Annotated in this window: 3 protein-coding genes; 2 read left to right on the plus strand and 1 reads right to left on the minus strand. The window is 61.5% G+C overall.

The features are described 5' to 3' along the window. A partial coding sequence (locus ACFE99_RS24885; RefSeq protein WP_375489513.1) for a signal recognition particle receptor subunit alpha occupies positions 1-417 on the minus strand: 417 nt, incomplete at its 3' end. 293 nt (positions 418-710) lie between these two features. Between ACFE99_RS24885 and ACFE99_RS24890 the strand changes: the two genes are divergently transcribed. Both ACFE99_RS24890 and ACFE99_RS24895 read left to right on the plus strand, forming a co-directional pair. Next, positions 711-1,937: a class I SAM-dependent methyltransferase gene (locus ACFE99_RS24890; protein ID WP_375489515.1), complete on the plus strand. Its 1,227-nt coding sequence runs from the start codon at positions 711-713 to the stop codon at positions 1,935-1,937. Between the two features lie 412 nt (positions 1,938-2,349). After that, on the plus strand, positions 2,350-2,522 hold a 173-nt coding region (locus ACFE99_RS24895), incomplete at its 3' end, for a PE domain-containing protein (RefSeq protein WP_375489518.1).

The following is a 2,522-nucleotide window of genomic DNA, read 5'->3' on the forward strand; positions in this document are numbered from 1 at the left end:
CTGCAGGTCGCAGGCCACCAATAGCGGCGTGTGTGCTTGTCCGCGAAGCCATTTAGCGAGTTTGCCGGCCAGCGTGGTCTTACCCGAGCCTTGCAGGCCGGCGAGCATGATGACGGTCGGCGGTGTTTTCGCGAATGCGAGCTGTCGGGTCTGGCCGCCGAGGATTCCGATGAGTTCCTCGTTGACGATCTTGACGACCTGCTGCGCCGGGTTGAGCGCGCCGGATACTTCTGCGCCCTTCGCGCGTTCTTTGATCCGGTTGACGAACGCCCGCACCACCGGCAACGACACGTCGGCTTCGAGCAGCGCCAGCCGAATTTCGCGGGTGGTGGCGTCGATGTCGGCGTCGGTCAACCGACCCTTGCCGCGCAGCTCCTGCAGGGCGCCGGTCAGGCGGTCGGAGAGTGATTCGAACACCCCGCAAGCCTAGCCGGGGGACGACGAGCGCCGGAAAGGCGCGAGGAGAGACCCGGCCATCGGCCCCGTGGCGATAGCAAGCGCGGCGGAGCCGGGCGCAGCGGGTCGCCACCATCGACACCAGCCGGGGGGCGACGACCGCGGGTACGGCGCGAGGAGCAAGCCGACCATGAGGTCAGGTTGCGGCAGGCCGGGCGGGAACCCATAATCCCCGGTAGCAGAAGTGGACCGGGGATGCTCTCGAACAGCGGCAATCCGCGATCACAATCCACCGCGACGAGGTCACCGGCGAAGTGAACGACGATCCGGGCGCCGATATTGTCGGTCGCCAGTACGAGCGGTGGCGATATCCACTCCCTATCGAGGACCTCAGTGTATGGACCGCTAACCACTGGGAATGGTTCGACCCATCGCATGCGCACCGAGTTTTCTGGCCGGATCGGGACTACAAACCCGATCTCGACATCCTGATTGCGGGTTGTGGCACGAACCAGGCGGCGGTTTTTGCGTTCACGAACCCCGCGGCGAAAGTGGTGGCGGTCGATATTAGCCAGTCGTCCCTGGACCATCAGCGCTATTTGAAAGACAAACATGGACTTGGCAACCTCGACTTGCACCTGCTTTCCGTTGAAGAACTGCCAACACTCGGACTCGACTTCGACCTCGTTGTATCGACTGGTGTTTTGCACCATATGACGGATCCACTGACAGGGATGAAAGCGCTCGGCGGGTGCCTGCGCCGCGATGGCGTCCTAGCCGTAATGCTCTATGCGAAATACGGCCGGATCGGGGTTGAGCTGCTGCAATCGGTCTTTCGCGACCTGGGGCTGGGTCAGGACGAAGCCTCGCTCCAAATAGTTAGAGATACAATTTCCCTGCTTCCGCCGGATCATCCCATTCACAGCTATCTCAAAGTTGCGCGAGATTTGCAGTCCGATGCCGCACTCGTGGATACGTTTCTGCCCGCGCGTGAGCGGAGTTACATGGTCGAAGAATGTATCGACCTAGTCACCTCGGCCGGCTTCGCATTTCAGGGATGGTTCCACAAGGCGCCGTATTACCCGCACGACTTATTTGCGCCCGAGACCCCGTTCTATTCGGCGGTGAACCCGTTGCCCGAAACCAAGCTGTGGTCCGTGATGGAACGTGTCCAGACATTGAACGGTTGCCATTTTTTCATGGCGTGCCGCCCGGACCGAGCGAAGGAAAGCTACGCGATCGATTTCTCGACCGTTGAGTCCCTCGATTACGTTCCGGTACTACGCACTCGTTGCGGTGTCATCGGCACGGACATTGTCTGGCCGGGCGCGCGTATGCGTGCCAACGCGACCCAGCTGCCCTTCGTCCAGCGTGTCGACGGCCGTGGCACGATTCGAGAGATTGTCACAGAGGTGGCGCAGAAGGGCGACTTGCCTCACGCCCGCGCGGCGGAACTAGAGACCTTTGGCCGCAAGCTGTTCCAGTCGCTGTGGCGACTCGATTGGGTTGCCGTGGCCGTGAATTCGACTTCAGGTAATTAGCTGCCAGCCGCCTTCCTCGGCCGGCACCGACATCCCGTGCTGCGCCGGCTGTCCTACCAGCGCTTCACAGGCACCAGCCGAGCGTCACCCGACAGCCTGTAGAGTCCTCGGGTGAGCGCTCACACCCCGACACCCCGGCAATTGTGAGTTCTACTTAACCACAATTTTACGTAACTGCCGGTCGGATCAAACTTCGGCAGGCCCGCATCTGAGCACCAATTTATCGAGCTGCACACGATCGCGGGCAATTTGTTAAAAGTTGGTCCGCCGACGTTAAAAAACAATTAACCAACTAGGTTTTCGCCCCTCCTTACGCGAAGGTGTAGCCGTGGATCGGTTACGCGACACCCACAGATTGCTCACCTCGGCCCAGCCCCGTTAAGGGGCTGATCGTTTTCCAGGGAGAAATGTTATGTCGTTCGTGAAGACGCTGCCCGAGGCGATCGCCGCGGCGGCGACCCAACTGGAGGGACTCGGCAGCTCGATGGCCGCCGAGAACGCAGCCGCCGCCACCGCCACCACCGCCATCGCCCCTGCCGCCTCCGACGAGGTGTCGGCGTTGCAGGCGGGCATATTCTCCACCTA

The organism is uncultured Mycobacterium sp. (genome assembly GCF_964249325.1).
Classification (GTDB): domain Bacteria; phylum Actinomycetota; class Actinomycetes; order Mycobacteriales; family Mycobacteriaceae; genus Mycobacterium.